Origin of the sequence: Pseudonocardia autotrophica (assembly GCF_003945385.1) — a bacterium.
Classification (GTDB): domain Bacteria; phylum Actinomycetota; class Actinomycetes; order Mycobacteriales; family Pseudonocardiaceae; genus Pseudonocardia; species Pseudonocardia autotrophica.
Genome location: NZ_AP018920.1, coordinates 2,457,408 through 2,471,319, shown reverse-complemented (window position 1 = coordinate 2,471,319; position 13,912 = coordinate 2,457,408). Strand labels below are relative to the sequence as shown.

10 protein-coding genes are annotated in these 13,912 nt (G+C 73.5%); 5 read left to right on the top strand and 5 right to left on the bottom strand.

Annotated elements, in window-relative coordinates; genetic code table 11:
* The first annotated feature begins 4 nt into the window (after positions 1-4).
* On the top strand, positions 5-1,654 hold the full coding sequence (locus tag Pdca_RS11645; RefSeq protein ID WP_085915336.1) for a fumarate hydratase: 1,650 nt from the start codon (positions 5-7) through the stop codon (positions 1,652-1,654).
* A 60-nt stretch (positions 1,655-1,714) separates the two neighbouring features.
* Here the strand turns inward: Pdca_RS11645 and Pdca_RS11640 are convergent, their stop codons facing one another.
* The 3 genes from Pdca_RS11640 to Pdca_RS11630 are packed head-to-tail and all read right to left on the bottom strand — an operon-like array spanning position 1,715 to position 6,589.
* Positions 1,715-4,426, bottom strand: a complete 2,712-nt coding sequence (locus Pdca_RS11640; protein ID WP_085915337.1) for a bifunctional acetate--CoA ligase family protein/GNAT family N-acetyltransferase — start codon at positions 4,424-4,426, stop codon at positions 1,715-1,717.
* A 20-nt stretch (positions 4,427-4,446) separates the two neighbouring features.
* On the bottom strand, positions 4,447-5,619 hold the full coding sequence (locus Pdca_RS11635; RefSeq protein WP_085915338.1) for an acetoin utilization protein AcuC: 1,173 nt from the start codon (positions 5,617-5,619) through the stop codon (positions 4,447-4,449).
* A 34-nt stretch (positions 5,620-5,653) separates the two neighbouring features.
* Positions 5,654-6,589 carry a sulfurtransferase gene (locus Pdca_RS11630; protein WP_085915360.1) on the bottom strand — a complete coding sequence of 312 codons (936 nt, stop codon included), beginning with the start codon at positions 6,587-6,589 and terminating at the stop codon, positions 5,654-5,656.
* A gap of 93 nt (positions 6,590-6,682) precedes the next feature.
* Here Pdca_RS11630 and Pdca_RS11625 point away from each other — a divergent pair, with 93 nt between their 5' ends.
* Complete coding sequence (locus tag Pdca_RS11625; RefSeq protein ID WP_166665936.1) at positions 6,683-7,399, top strand: iron-dependent transcriptional repressor DtxR; 717 nt, start codon at positions 6,683-6,685, stop codon at positions 7,397-7,399.
* Positions 7,400-7,486: 87 nt separating this feature from the next.
* Entirely contained in the window at positions 7,487-8,455 is a 969-nt protein-coding gene (galE, locus tag Pdca_RS11620) for a UDP-glucose 4-epimerase GalE (protein WP_085915340.1), read from the top strand.
* 5 nt (positions 8,456-8,460) lie between these two features.
* On the opposite strand, the gene Pdca_RS11615 is transcribed toward galE, so the two are convergent.
* Positions 8,461-9,693 carry a DUF4192 domain-containing protein gene (locus Pdca_RS11615; protein WP_085915341.1) on the bottom strand — a complete coding sequence of 411 codons (1,233 nt, stop codon included), beginning with the start codon at positions 9,691-9,693 and terminating at the stop codon, positions 8,461-8,463.
* 249 nt (positions 9,694-9,942) lie between these two features.
* On the opposite strand from Pdca_RS11615, the gene Pdca_RS11610 reads away from it, so the two are divergent.
* Together Pdca_RS11610 and sthA are read left to right on the top strand one after the other, a co-directional pair.
* Positions 9,943-11,433, top strand: coding sequence for an FGGY-family carbohydrate kinase (locus Pdca_RS11610; RefSeq protein ID WP_085915342.1), 1,491 nt, complete (start codon positions 9,943-9,945; stop codon positions 11,431-11,433).
* A 58-nt stretch (positions 11,434-11,491) separates the two neighbouring features.
* Complete coding sequence (gene sthA / locus Pdca_RS11605) at positions 11,492-12,925, top strand: Si-specific NAD(P)(+) transhydrogenase (protein WP_232021527.1); 1,434 nt, start codon at positions 11,492-11,494, stop codon at positions 12,923-12,925.
* On the opposite strand, the gene Pdca_RS36825 is transcribed toward sthA, so the two are convergent.
* The gene (locus tag Pdca_RS36825) at positions 12,926-13,840 is read right to left on the bottom strand and encodes a M23 family metallopeptidase (RefSeq protein ID WP_232021526.1); all 915 of its coding nucleotides are present in this window, start codon (positions 13,838-13,840) and stop codon (positions 12,926-12,928) included.
* Positions 13,841-13,912 lie beyond the last annotated feature (72 nt).

The following is a 13,912-nucleotide window of genomic DNA, read 5'->3' as shown; positions in this document are numbered from 1 at the left end:
GGCCATGCCCGAGTTCCACCACACCGACGTGCTCCCGCTCGGCCCGGACGACACCGAGTACCGCGAGCTCGACCTGCCCGCGGGCGTCGTGACCGAGGCCGCCGGCCGCACCTTCCTCGAGGTGCCGCCGGAGACGATCACCGGCCTGGTCCGCGCCGCCGTCACCGACATCCAGCACCTGCTGCGGCCGTCGCACCTGCGGCAGCTGCGCGCCATCGTCGACGATCCGGAGGCGAGCGGCAACGACCGGTTCGTCGCCACCGACCTGCTGCGCAACGCCTGTGTCTCGGCCGGCGGCGTGCTGCCGATGTGCCAGGACACCGGCACCGCGATCGTGGTCGGCAAGAAGACCGAGACCGTGCTGACCGGGGGTGACGACGAGGCCGCGGTCTCCCGCGGCGTGTTCGAGGCCTACCAGGAGCTGAACCTGCGCTACTCGCAGATGGCGCCGCTGAGCTTCTGGGACGAGAAGAACACCGGGACCAACCTCCCGGCGCAGGTCGAGCTCTACGCCAAGCCCGGCCGGGACCCGTACTACGAGTTCCTGATCATGGCCAAGGGCGGCGGGTCGGCCAACAAGACGTTCCTGTACCAGGAGACGAAGGCGCTGCTGAACCCCAAGCGCCTTGCCGCCTTCCTCGACGAGAAGCTGCGCTCGCTGGGCACCGCGGCCTGCCCGCCGTATCACCTCGCGATCGTCGTCGGCGGCATGTCGGCCGAGTACAACCTGAAGGTCGCCAAGCTCGCCTCGGCCCGCTACCTGGACAATCTCCCCACCGAGGGGTCCGAGCTCGGGCACGCGATCCGGGACACCGACCTCGAGCAGCAGGTGCTGGAGCTGACCCGCAACTTCGGGATCGGCGCCCAGTTCGGCGGCAAGTACTTCTGTCACGACGTCCGGGTGATCCGGCTGCCCCGGCACGGTGCGTCGCTGCCGGTCGGGGTGGCCGTCTCCTGCTCGGCCGACCGCCAGGCCAAGGCGAAGATCACGCCGTCCGGGGTGTACCTGGAGCAGCTGGAGCGCGACCCGGCGCAGTACCTGCCGGAGGCCACCGACGGCGACCTGTCCGACGAGGTCGTGCGGGTCGACCTGAACCGGCCGATGGACGAGATCCGGGCTCAGCTCTCGCAGCTGCCGGTGAAGACCCGGCTGTCGCTGACCGGGCCGCTGGTCGTCGCCCGGGACATCGCGCACGCCAAGATCGCCGAGCGGCTCGACGCCGGCGAGCCGATGCCGCAGTACCTGCGCGACCACGCCGTGTACTACGCGGGCCCGGCGAAGACCCCGGAGGGCTACGCGTCGGGTTCGTTCGGCCCGACCACGGCCGGCCGGATGGACTCCTACGTGCAGCAGTTCCAGGAGGCCGGCGGGTCGCTGGTGATGCTGGCGAAGGGCAACCGGTCCAAGCAGGTCGTGGACTCGTGCGCGGCCAACGGCGGCTTCTACCTGGGCTCGATCGGCGGCCCGGCGGCCCGGCTCGCGCAGGACTGCATCCGCAAGGTCGACGTGCTGGAGTACCCGGAGCTCGGCATGGAGGCGGTCTGGAAGATCGAGGTCGAGGACTTCCCGGCGTTCGTCGTGATGGACGACAAGGGCAACGACTTCTTCGCCGACACCTCGGCCCCGACCCTGCAGGTGTCGTTCCGCAACTGATCGCGACCGGCCGGCGCGTCCGGCGGCGCGAGCCGTGCGCGCCGGTCTCCGCCGCCGGGCTCAGGCCAGGCGGCGGGGACCGGCGTCGCGCCTGCTGGGCGGGCGGCCGACGGTCACCCTGGCCCCGGTGACGAAGGCGCCCTCCGGGGACGCCAGCACCGGGTCCAGGGCCAGCGACCGGATCTGCGGGATGTCCTCGGTGAGCCGGCCGACCCGCAGCACGATGTCCTCCAGCGCGGCGGTGTCGACCGGTTCGGTGCCGCGGTAACCGGTCAGCAGCGGGGCGGCGCGGGGCGCCCGGATCAGCCGTCGCGCGTCCTCGGTCGACACCGGGAGCACCCGGTAGGCGCGGTCGTCGAGCAGCTCGGTCGCCATGCCGGACAAGCCGAACGCGAGCAGCGAGCCGAACGACTGGTCGTCGACGACCTCCAGCTTGCAGGACGTGCCCTTGGGTGCCATCCGCTGCACGTACACCTCCGCCGACCCGGTGAGCCGGAACAGCTCGGCGTGCGCCGCGCGGACCGCCTCGGCCGAGATCAGGTCGAGCCGGACACCGACGAAGTCCCCGCGGTGCCGCCACTCGTCGGCAGTCGCCTTGAGTACCACCGGGTAGCCGACCCGCTCGGCCGCGGCGACCGCGGCGTCGGCGCCCTCGGCCCGCTCGAACCTGATGACCTCCAGGCCGTAGCAGTCGAGCAGCTCGACGGCCTCGGCGTCGGTCAGCTGATGCTCCGCGTCCGGCCCGAACGAGGCGACGAGCCGCCGCGCCCGCTCGGTGTCGATCCCCTCGGGGACGACGAACTCACCGACCGGCGTGTTCCGCCACTCCGCGTACCGGGCGACCCGGCCGAGAGCCGACGTCGCCCGCTCCGGGCTGGCGTAGCTGGGCACCGAACCGCGGCCCGGGGTGCCGTCGGGCTGCGGCACCGACAGCTCCTCCGGTATCCCCTCCGCCGCCAGGAAGACCGCGAGCACCGGGACCCCGGCACCGTCCGCGGCGTCGCGCAGCGCGTGCGCGTGCGCGGTGCCCTCGACGGCGATCGGCGGGACGAACACCGCGATCAGCGCGTCCGGATGTTCCGGCCCGGCCAGCGCCGAGCGCACCGCCCCGGCGAACTCCTCCGGCGATGCCCGGGTGCCGACGTCGACCGGATCGGCGGCCGGCTCCAGCCCCTCGTCCAGCAGACCGTCGGTGACCAGCAGGTTCACCGCCGTCGAGTTGCCGACGACACGGACCCGTCGCCCGCCGGGCAACGGCTGGTAGGCCAGCAGCAGCGCGGTGTCGAACAGCTGCGGCAGGGTCTGCACCCGGATGACACCGGACTGCTCGAACAGCGCCTGCACGCTCGGCTCGTCGATCGGCGCGGCGACCGACGCCAGCGACGGCAGCGGCCCGGTGTGCCGGCCGGACTTCACCGCCACGATCGGCTTCGTCCGGGCCAGCCGGCGAGCGACCCGGGCGAACTTGCGCGGGTTGCCGAACGTCTCCAGGTAGAGCAGCACCTGATCGGTGGCCGGGTCGTTCTGCCAGTACTGCATGAGGTCGTTGCCGGAGACGTCGGCGCGGTTGCCCGCCGACACGAACGAGGACAGGCCCAGCCCGCGGCTGCGCGCGTTCGCGAGGATCGCGGTGCCCAGCGCGCCGGACTGGCAGAAGAACCCGGTGCTGCCCGGGCCGGGCAGCGCCGGGGCCAGCGTCGCGTTGAGCCGGACGGCCGGATCGGGATTGGCCACGCCGAGCGCGTTCGGCCCGACCACCCGCATGCCGTGCGCGCGGGCCTCGGCGACCAGCCTGCGCTCGGCGACGGTGCCGCCGGCGTCGCCCGCGTCGGCGAACCCGGAGCTGATCACCACCAGCACCTTGACGCCCTTGGCCAGGCAGGAGTCCATGACCTCGTCGATGTTCGCGGCCGGGACGGCGACGACGGCGAGATCGACCTCGTCCGGGATGTCGATCACGGACGGGTAGGCGCGCACCCCGCGCACCGAACGCGCGTCCGGGTTGACCGGGTACACCGGGCCGGTGAACCCGGCCTGCAGCAGGTTCGACAGCACGGTGTGGCCGAGCTTGGTCTCGTCCGCCGAGGCGCCGATCACCGCGACCGAGCCGGGGTGCAGCAGGTTCGCCACGCTGCGCGCCTCGGCGGCCTGCTCCCGGGAGTCGCGCACGGCGATCGACTTCTCGGTCTGGTCGATGTCGAACTCCAGGTGCAGCACGCCCTCGGCGAAGGCCCGCTTGACCTGGTAGCCGGCCTCGCGGAAGACCCTGACCATGGCGTGGTTCTCGACCAGCACCTCGGCCTCGAACCGGGACAGGCCGTTCTCCCGGGCGGCCGCGGCGAGATGCTCCAGCAGGATCGAGCCGAGCCCGCGGGACTGATGGTCGTCGCGCACGACGAACGCGACCTCGGCGGAGGTGACCGGCTTGTCGGTGCCCGCCCCCTCGGACACCGCCGCGCCACCGTCGGTGGTCAGCCCCTCGTAGCGGCCGACCGCGATGATCTCGTCGCCGAGCAGCGCCAGGAACGCGACCCGGGTGCGGTGGTCGACGACGGTGAAGCGCTCCAGGTCACGCGGCGAGATCCGCGGGTAGGGGCCGAAGTAGCGCAGGTAGCGCGTGCGGTCGGACAGCTTGGAGTGGAAGGCGAGCAGCTCGTCCGCGTCGGCGGCGGTGATCGGGCGCAGGTGCACGATCCCGCCGTCGGAGGCGACGACGTCGGCCTCCCACTGCCGGGGGTAGGGGTGGTCCTGCTGCGGATCGTCGTCGGGCATGGGTCCGTCCTGTCCGCCGGTCAGTCCCGCGGGTCGTCGGGGTCGAGGCCGTGCAGCGGGAAGAGCGCACGGCGGGTCTCCAGGATGGCCGAGTCGACCCGCTCCCCGAACGAACCACCCCAGCGTTCGAACGACGGGTCCGCGCCGTCGGACATCGAGACGGGTAGCGGCGCCCGGGTGTGGGTGGCGGCCTTCGCCGTCCAGTCCGCCGGGATCGCGGCCTCCGGATCCAGATCGCGGTCGAGCGCGACGGCCATCAGGTGCGTCCAGGAGCGCGGGACCACCCGGTACAGGGCGTAGCCGCCACCGCCGAGGACCAGCCACTTCCCGCCCGCGGTGGTCTCGGCGAGCTCGCGCAGCGCGTGGTACATGGCGCGGTGCCCGTCGACCGACAGCTCCAGGTTCGCCAGCGGGTCCTCGGCGTGCGTGTCGGCCCCGCACTCGGTGACCAGCACCTGCGGCCGGAACTGCTCGAGCAGCGACGGCACCACGCCGTGGAAGGCGCGCAGCCAGCCGGCGTCCCCGGTCCCCGGCGGGAGCGCGATGTTCACCGCGTAACCCTCGCCGTCGCCGCGGCCCAGCTCGCCGGCCCAGCCGGTACCCGGCCACAGGGTCAGCGGATGCTGGTGCATCGAGATGGTCATGACCCGCGGGTCGTCGTAGAACGCGGCCTGCACGCCGTCGCCGTGGTGCACGTCGACGTCGAGGTAGGCGATCCGCTCGTAGCCCTGTTCCAGCAGCCAGGCGATCGCCACCGAGCAGTCGTTGTACACGCAGAACCCGGCGGCCCGGTCGCGCATCGCGTGGTGCAGCCCGCCCGCCATGTTCACCGCCCGGTCCGCGCGGCCCTCCGCGATCTCCCGGGCCGCCCGCACCGAGCCACCCGCGATCAGGGCGGCCGCCTCGTGCATCCCGAAGAAGATCGGGTTGTCGGCGGTGCCGAGCCCGTGGCCGACGCCGAACGGCGCCTCGGGCGCGGATCGGATCGCCGTCTGGTAGCCGGGGGTGTGCACCAGGGTGAGCTCGGCCTCGGTCGCCGCTTCCGGCTCGATCAGCTCGACGCCGTCGAGCACGCCCAGCCCGTGTGAGAGCTCCATCATCAGCTCGAGCCGCACCGGGTTGAGGGGATGGTCGTCGGACAGCTGGTAGGTGAGGAATTCCGGTGTCCACACGACCGACGTGCGCGCGCTCATGGGAGGGGACCGTATGCCAGATGCAGGTTCACGGTCACTCCCGAGCCGCCCACGGCCGGTCACCGGTGGCGGCGGGGCGCTGCGGATCCGCGCTCCACTCGGACCACGATCCCGGGTAGAGCGCGGCCGGTGCGTCCGGCGTGGTGAGCCCGGACTCCTCCAGCGCCAGCACCAGTGCGCAGGCATTGACACCCGATCCGCAGTAGGCCCCGGCCGGGGTCCCCGGCGCCATTCCGGCGGAGCGGAACCGGTCCGCCAGCACCTCGGGGGTGTGCCAACGCCCGCCCGGCCCGGCGTTCGCCGCCGCCGGGGTGTTGCGGGCCCCCGGGATGTGCCCGGCCCGCGGGTCGACCGGCTCGGTCTCGCCGCGGAAGCGCGCCGTGGCGCGGGCATCGAGCAGGACGCCGTCGCGGGCCGTCGCGGCCGCGCCGTCGGCGTCGAGCACCGGCATCGCGCCACCCCGGACCACCAGGTCACCGGGCGCCGGCGCCGGGGGCTCCGGTGCGGAGTCAGCTGAGGCCCCGGTTCCGGCGACCGGTAGTCCGGCCGCCTCCCACGCGGTGAACCCGCCGTCGAGCACCCGGACCCGGCCGGGTGCGACACCGGCCCAGCGCAGCAGCCACCAGGCGCGCGCGGCGACCGAGCCGTCGATGTCGTCGTAGGCGACGACGAGCTGGTCCGGTGCGTCGTCGCGGATTCCCGCGGCGCGCAGCACGACCTGCAGTGCGGCCGGGTCAGGCAGCGGGTGCCGGCCGCCCGGCCCCGGCGACGACGGGCCCGTCGCCAGCTCGGTGTCGAGGTCCACGAAGACCGCGCCCGGGATCCGGCGGGCTGCGTGGTCGGTCCGCCCGGGCGGGCCGAGCAGCCGCCATCGCACGTCGAGCAGCACGGGTCGGGTGGGCTCGAGCGGGCCGCCCGCACCGCCCGCGGCGGGGGCGAGCAGATCCGCGAGATGCTCGGGCGAGATCATGGAACCGGACACGCGGCCCATCCTGCCCCGGAAGGGCGCACCATGCCCGGGTGCAGGCCTGGGTAGACTGGCCACCGAATGAAGGGGCCCCACGTGAACGACCTCATCGACACCACGGAGATGTATCTCCGCACCATCTACGAACTCGAGGAAGAAGGCGTCGTCCCGCTGCGTGCGCGGATCGCCGAGCGCCTCGGTCAGAGCGGCCCGACCGTCAGCCAGACCGTCGCCCGGATGGAGCGCGACGGGCTGGTCGTCGTGGCCGGGGACCGCCACCTCGAACTGACCGACGACGGCCGCAGCCGGGCCGTCGCCGTCATGCGCAAACACCGCCTCGCGGAACGCCTGCTGATCGACGTGATCGGCCTGGAGTGGGAACTCGTCCACGCCGAGGCGTGCCGCTGGGAGCACGTCATGAGCGAGGATGTCGAGCGCAAGCTGCTCCGGCTGCTCGACAAGCCGACCGTGTCGCCGTACGGCAACCCGATCCCGGGCCTCGAGGAGCTCGAGCGGGGCGACGGCGTGTCCACCTCGTCCTCCGTGCCGCCCGCGCTCGAGGTCGGGCTGCAGCGGCTCGACGAGCTGGCCCGCCGCGGCGGCGGCGGGGTCGAGGTGCGCCGGATCGCCGAGCACGTCCAGAACGACGCGGACCTGATGGCCGAGCTCAAGCAGGCCGGGATCGTGCCGGGACACATCGTCGAGGTCGGTTCCATCCCGCGGTTCGGCGACCCCGTCCCGGTGCTCACCGACGGCGAGAAGGCCACCGTGGCACCCCTGGTGGCGCACGCGGTCCTCGTCAGGGCCCAGTAGGAGCCCCGCGCCCCGGGGGCACGACGACGCACCCGGGAGCGGGGTGAGAGGCTCGCACCGTCGGATCGGCACGGTGGGAGGACCGGAGTGAAGCTGCTCGTCACCGGTGGTGCGGGGTATGTCGGCAGTGTGTGCGCGGCGCACCTGCTCGGGGCCGGGCACGAGGTCGTCGTGCTCGACGATCTGTCCACCGGCCATCGGGACGCCGTCCCCACCGGAGCAACCTTCGTCGAGGGCGAGCTCGGTGCGGCCGCCGGCGATGTCCTGGCCGGAGGCCGGTTCGACGGAGTCCTGCACTTCGCCGCACGATCGCTGGTCGGCGAGTCGGTGGAGAAGCCGGAACGGTACTGGGACGGCAACGTCGTCGCCTCCTTCCGGCTGCTGGAGGCGATCCGCGAGCACGCGGTCCCGCGGCTGGTCTTCTCCTCGACCGCCGCCACCTACGGCGAGCCGGACCAGGTCCCGATCGCGGAGACCGCGGCGACCAGGCCGACCAACCCGTACGGCGCCAGCAAGCTCGCGATCGACCACATGATGACCTCGTACGCGAACGCGCACGGTCTCGCCGCGACCAGCCTGCGGTACTTCAACGTCGCCGGTGCGCACCTCGGCGACGGACACCGGCTCGGCGAGCGGCACGCTGTCGAGACCCACCTGATCCCGCTGGTCCTGCAGGTCGCCGCCGGTACCCGCGAGTCGATCTCGATCTTCGGTGACGACTGGCCGACCCCGGACGGCACCTGTGTGCGCGACTACATCCACGTCGACGACCTGGCCGATGCGCACCTCCTCGCACTGGAGCACGCCACTGCCGGCCGGCACGACATCTACAACCTGGGCAGCGGCCACGGGTTCTCCGTGCTCGAGGTCGTCGAGACCTGCCGCCGGGTGACCGGGCACCCGATCCCGGCCGTCGTGGCACCGCGCCGGGCGGGCGACCCGGCGGTGCTGGTCGCCGCGGGCGACCGGGCGGCCGAGCAGCTGGGCTGGAAGCCATCGCGCACCGAGATCGAGCGGATCGTCTCCGACGCGTGGGAGTTCACCCGCCACCGCTGACCCGGTCACCGGGGGCCGTCCGGCCCGTCGGTGCCGAGCATCGCGGTGAGCAGCCGGCGCAACCCGCCGGGCCCCGCGTACGGCGACACCGCCCCCGGTGTCATCGCGCCGCGCAGCGAGGTGTCCACCACCGCGGCGAGGGTGTGCCCCGGGCAGTCGTCGAGTGCCCGCTGCACCGCGAGTGTGGCCAGCGGCCCGTCGCCGCGCAGCAGCGCGCACACCGCCAGCAACGCCGCCGGCGCTGCCCGCCAGGGGGCGGGCAGCGCCCTGGTCAGCGTCGCCCACAGCTGTTCGGCGTGTGGCGCCTGCGGCCCCAGGCAACGCCGCAGCGCCTCGTCCCGGAATGCCGGGTCGTCGAGGGCGGCGCGGAAGCGTTGTGCGCTCCCGTCGTCGATCGTGAGGCGGCCTTCGGCGGCCTCGACCAGGGCGACCCCCAGGAGGCCGGGCCCGGGGCGGTCCCGCAGCGGCGCCGCCGCGGCCAGGCGCTCCCGGCGTTCCCGGTCGGCGGCGGTGCCTTCGAGCTGGGTGCGGACCGCGGCCCGGTCGGGGAGCACCGCCCGGCCCTGCAGCACCGCGGCGGCCGCGAACGGGGTGGCCGCCGGAGCGGGCACCACCCCCGAGCACCCGCATTCCCGGCCCGGCAACGGGTAGCAGCTCCAGCGGTCGCCCTCCCGGGTGCCGGCCGCCCAGACGACCGCGAGCGGAGCGATCCCCGCCCATCCGAGCGCACGCCGGGCGGCGACCGCCACGTCCCGGCGGGTGCGGCGCGGCGCCCGGCGCGGCGTGGCCGCCGTCGCCGGGGCACCCCGGACGACGACCGCCACCGCGCGGGCCGGGCCGTCACCGGAGAGCACCGACACCGCCTCGGCACATACCCGGCGGACCCGGTGCGGGGGCGGCAGGTCGACCCGCAGGGTGAGCCCCACCCGTCCGCCGCGCTCGGGGCCGCCGATCGCCACCAGGACCAGCGAGTCCTCCGGGTGGAAACCGATCAGCACCGGGATCGCGGCGAGCACATCACCGGTGTCGGCGAGCCGCAGCCGCGGCCCGGCCGGGTCACCGGCCGTCACCCGGGGCCACGGATCGGCGGGGGTGCCGCCGGGTGGCCAGTGCGGGGTGAGGGTCGGCGCCGGTGGCACGGCGCCCGGCGCCGGATCCCGCCGGGAACCCGGTATCGGCGGGGGTGCCGGCTGGGCACCGGTCGGAGCGGCGGGATCGGGCTGTGCGGGGATCGTCATGCGGCGATCCTGCGCCGCAACGCCGGCTCCGCGCCGGGATCGGCGCTGCGGCTGTGGACAACTGGTCCGGGGACCACTTCCGGAGGGAGTGTCGTGGACAACTCGGGCTCCGGCGTCCGCGGAAGGCCCGGATTGTCGGAGGGGTCTGCTACGAGGCGACGTGCGAGCCCGGATCCGGGCCCCGAACCTGCACCGATGTTCTGCTCTGCACCGCTGCGCAGCACACCCCCGGGAGGGTAGGAAAGTGCCATGCAGGTGTATCTGGGCGTCGACATCGGAACCTCCGGCTCGAAAGGTGTCGTCGTCGACGTGGACGGTCGGGTGATCGCCCGTTCCGATCGCGCGCACGACACGTCCCAGCCGCGCCCGGGATGGGTCGAGCACGACGCCGAGGCCATCTGGTGGGGCGACTTCACCGAGATCGTGCGCGAACTGCTCGCCGCCGTACCCGACGCCCGGCCGGCGGGCCTCGGCGTGTCCGGGATCGGCCCCACCCTGCTCCCGGCGGACGCCGACGGGCGCCCGCTGCGCCCGGCGATCCTCTACGGCGTCGACACCCGGGCCGGGGTCGAGATCGACGAGCTGACCGCCGAGCTGGGCGCCGAGGAGATCCTCGCCCGGGCCGGGACCCCGCTGTCGTCCCAGGCGGTGGGTCCCAAGTGGCGCTGGCTGGCCCGCCACGAGCCGGAGGTGCACCGGCGCACCGCACTGTTCCTGATGTGCTCGTCGTACCTGGTGCACCGGCTCACCGGCGAGTACGTGCTCGACCACCACTCGGCCAGCCAGTGCGACCCGATGTACGACCTGGCCGCCGCGGGCTGGGCCCGCGACTGGGCCGAGCTGACCGCCCCCGGGATCGAGCTGCCCCGGCTGCTGTGGCCGACCGAGGTGGCCGGGCACGTCAGCGCCGCTGCTGCCGCCGAGACCGGGCTGCCGCAGGGCCTGCCGGTCACCGCCGGGACGGTCGACGCCTGGGCGGAGGCGACCAGCGCCGGCGTCACCTCGCCCGGTGAGGTCATGGTCATGTACGGGACCACGATGTTCCTGATCGAGGTGATCGACCGGGCGCACCCGCACCCGTCCATGTGGACGACCCGCGGCGTGGTCCCCGGCAGCACCACCCTGGCGGCCGGGATGGCCACCTCCGGCGCGATCACGAACTGGCTGCGGGACCTGACCGGCGAGGGATTCTCCGAGCTGGTCGCCGAGGCCGCGCAGGTGCCGCCGGGCAGCGGCGGTCTGCTGCTGCTCCCCTACTTCGCCGGCGAGCGCACGCCGCTGTTCGATCCGGACGCCCGCGGTGTCCTCGCCGGACTGACCACCGGGCACACCCGCGGCGAGGTCTACCGGGCGGCGCTGGAGGGCATCGCACACGGCGTCCGGCACAACCTGGAGGTGATGCGGCAGGCGGGCGGCGGGACGAAGCGGCTGGTGGCGGTGGGCGGCGGGGTCCAGGGCGGACTGTGGACACGGATCGTCACCGACGTGACCGGAGTGCCCCAGGACGTCCCGGAGCAGACCGTCGGGGCCGCGCTCGGCGACGCATGGCTGGCCGCCGTGGCCACCGGCGCCGAGCCCGAGCTGCGCCGATGGAACCCGGTCGCCCGGACCATCGAGCCGGATCCGGCGGCCCGCGAGATCTACGACCGGTTCCACCCGCACTACCGCTCGCTCTACACCGCGACCCGGGAGACCGCACATTTCCTGGCCGAAGAGCGGCGGCGGGCCTATCGGTCGTGACACTCTGTTCATCCGCGGACTGTTGCCGGGTGAACCGGCGACGATGAGGCTGGTCGGCGTGACCGACCCGGAGGTGCACCCCGTGTACGACTATGACCTGTTGGTGATCGGATCCGGCCCCGGTGGGCAGAAGGCCGCCATCGCTGCCGCGAAACTCGGCAAACGCGTCGCCATCGCCGATCGCGGGCACATGATGGGTGGCGTCTGCGTCAACACCGGGACGATCCCGTCGAAGACGCTGCGCGAGGCGGTGCTGTACCTGTCCGGGTTCAGCCAGCGCGAGATGTACGGCGCGAGCTACCGGGTCAAGGCCGAGATCACGATCGACGACCTGCTGGCCCGGACCAGACACGTGATCGGCCGCGAGGTCGAGATCGTGCGCAACCAACTGTTACGCAACCACGTTGACATCGTGACCGGCACCGCCCGGTTCACCGATCCGCACACGGTGACCGTCGAGGGGCACGGCCGGGGTGACCACACCACGGTCACCGCGGCGCACTTCGTGATCGCCACCGGGACCCGCCCGGCCCGCCCGGACACCGTCGCGTTCGACGGCGAGCGGGTCGTCGACTCCGACCAGATCCTGGAGCTCGGCCGGGTGCCCGGGTCGCTGGTCGTCGTCGGCGCGGGGGTCATCGGCATCGAGTACGCCTCGATGTTCGCCGCACTCGGCACCCGGGTCACCGTGGTCGAGAAGCGGAACGCGATGCTCGATTTCTGCGATCCGGAGGTCATCGAATCGCTGAAGTTCCATCTGCGTGACCAAGCCGTCACGTTCCGGTTCGGTGAGGAGGTGTCCTCGGTGTCCGTCAACGGGCGGGGCACGGTCACCAGCCTGGCCAGTGGCAAGAAGATCCCGGCCGACATGGTGATGTACTCGGCGGGCCGGCAGGGCCTGACCGACGAGCTGGACCTGGAGAACGCGGGCCTGACCGCCGACCGCCGTGGCCGGATCGAGGTCGACAAGCAGTTCCGGTCCTCGGTGGAGCACATCGCCGCCGTCGGCGACGTGATCGGGTTCCCGGCGCTCGCCTCGACCAGCATGGACCAGGGCAGGCTGGCCGCGTACCACCTGTTCGACGAGCCGGTCCGCCAGCTGCACGAGCTGCAGCCGATCGGCATCTACACGATCCCGGAGATCTCGTTCTGCGGACACACCGAGGCCGAGCTGACCTCCGCCGCGATCCCGTACGAGACCGGGCTCGCCCGCTACCGGGAGCTGGCGCGTGGCGCGATCGTCGGCGACTCCTACGGGATGCTCAAGCTGCTGGTGTCCTCCGAGGACCGGAGGCTGCTCGGCGTGCACGTCTTCGGGACGAACGCCACCGACCTGGTGCACATCGGACAGGCCGTCATGGGCTGCGGCGGGACGGTCGACTACCTGGTCGACACCGTCTTCAACTATCCGACGCTGTCCGAGGCGTACAAGGTGGCGGCCCTGGACGCGACGAACAAGATCCGCGCACTGGAGAGCGTGCAGAACTCCTGATCAGCTGTAGGAGAAGCCCCGGGCGTCCAGCCACGGCTTCGGGTTGATCTTCGTGCCGCTCGGGTCGACGACCTCGATGTGCACGTGCGGCCCGGTCGACTGGCCCCGGTTGCCGACCTCGGCGATCTGCTGCCCGGCGGTGACCCGCTCGCCCACCGACACCAGCGAGCGGTTGATGTGGCCATAGACGGTGATGGTGCCGTCGTCGTGCTGCACGCGCACCCACATGCCGAAGCCGCTCGCCGCGCCGGAGCTGATCACCGTGCCGGCGATCGGGACGTTGATCGGGGTGCCGATCGGAGCGGCGATGTCCAGGCCCATGTGCTGGGAGCCCCAGCGCGAGCCGAACCCGGAGGTGACCCGACCGGACACGATCGACACGGCGCCGCCGGCGACCGGCGACTGCTCCAGCGACCCGGTGGCGCCGGCCGCCCGTGCGGCCTCGGCGGCGCGGGCCTGCTCGGCCGCGGCCTCCTGCACCTTCGCGATCGAGGCGACGGCACCATCGACGGCGTCGGCGGCACTGGAGTGCACGCCGGCGCCGGCGATGACGGTCTGCGCGGCGGCCGACGCGCCGCCGGCGGCCGGGGTGGCCAGCGCGGCGATCGTGCCGGGATCCGCGATCGGAGTGGATGCGGGCACGGCCGCGGGCACCGCCTCGGGCAGCGCGGCGGAGGCCGCGCCGCTGCCACCGGTGAAGGCGGCGGACGCGCCGTCCAGCCAGCCGGTGACCGGGGCGGGCAGTCCGCCACCGCCGACGGAGGCGTGCGCGGCACCGGCGATGCCGCCGACCGCGACGACCGCCGCCGCGATCCGAGTGCTGACCGAGTACCGGGAGCGGTCCTCGGCGCGCCGGGAGCGCCGCACGTGCGGGCCGGACGGGAACGCGCCGGCCAGGCCTCCGACCCCTGCCACCGCGAACTGCGGTGACAGGAGCCCGAGGCTCGTGGGCCGACCCTGGGGGGAGCGATGCCGTGCCACGTCTTC

Coding starts and splice junctions, on each gene's coding strand:
- Pdca_RS11640 (WP_085915337.1), bottom strand. CDS start 4,426: ATGCCCGACGACGATCCGCAGCAGGACCACCCCTACCCCCGGCAGTGG.
- Pdca_RS11615 (WP_085915341.1), bottom strand. CDS start 9,693: ATGACGATCCCCGCACAGCCCGATCCCGCCGCTCCGACCGGTGCCCAG.
- Pdca_RS11635 (WP_085915338.1), bottom strand. CDS start 5,619: ATGAGCGCGCGCACGTCGGTCGTGTGGACACCGGAATTCCTCACCTAC.
- Pdca_RS11610 (WP_085915342.1), top strand. CDS start 9,943: ATGCAGGTGTATCTGGGCGTCGACATCGGAACCTCCGGCTCGAAAGGT.
- Pdca_RS11630 (WP_085915360.1), bottom strand. CDS start 6,589: ATGATCTCGCCCGAGCATCTCGCGGATCTGCTCGCCCCCGCCGCGGGC.
- Pdca_RS11645 (WP_085915336.1), top strand. CDS start 5: ATGCCCGAGTTCCACCACACCGACGTGCTCCCGCTCGGCCCGGACGAC.